This window comes from Pauljensenia sp. UMB6358 (genome assembly GCF_030216865.1).
Classification (GTDB): Bacteria; Actinomycetota; Actinomycetes; order Actinomycetales; family Actinomycetaceae; genus Pauljensenia; species Pauljensenia turicensis_A.
Genome location: NZ_JASOMS010000304.1, coordinates 1 through 231 on the forward strand (window position 1 = coordinate 1; position 231 = coordinate 231).

The 231-nt window shown below is 56.7% G+C and carries 1 pseudogene; it reads left to right on the forward strand.

The features are described 5' to 3' along the window. Window positions 1-231, forward strand: a pseudogene (locus tag QP381_RS09555) (hypothetical protein); the annotation flags it as partial.

Consider the following 231-nt stretch of genomic DNA (forward strand, 5'->3'; position numbering starts at 1 on the left):
TCGTTGCGTCGAAGCTACCCACGGCCCAAAAATTTGAGGCATGGGTATTCGATGAGGTCCTACCCACCCTGTTCAACCAGGGCTCCTACCAGCTTCCGGCCCTGTCTCCTATTGCTAATCCGGTTATTGCGCAGGCTAAGGAAGAACTTGTTCTTTGCCAGGCCGCGCGGGGCCTTATTCAAGCGGATCACCTCGAAGCAAGGGCGCGCGTAATTCTAGCGCGTGGGCTTG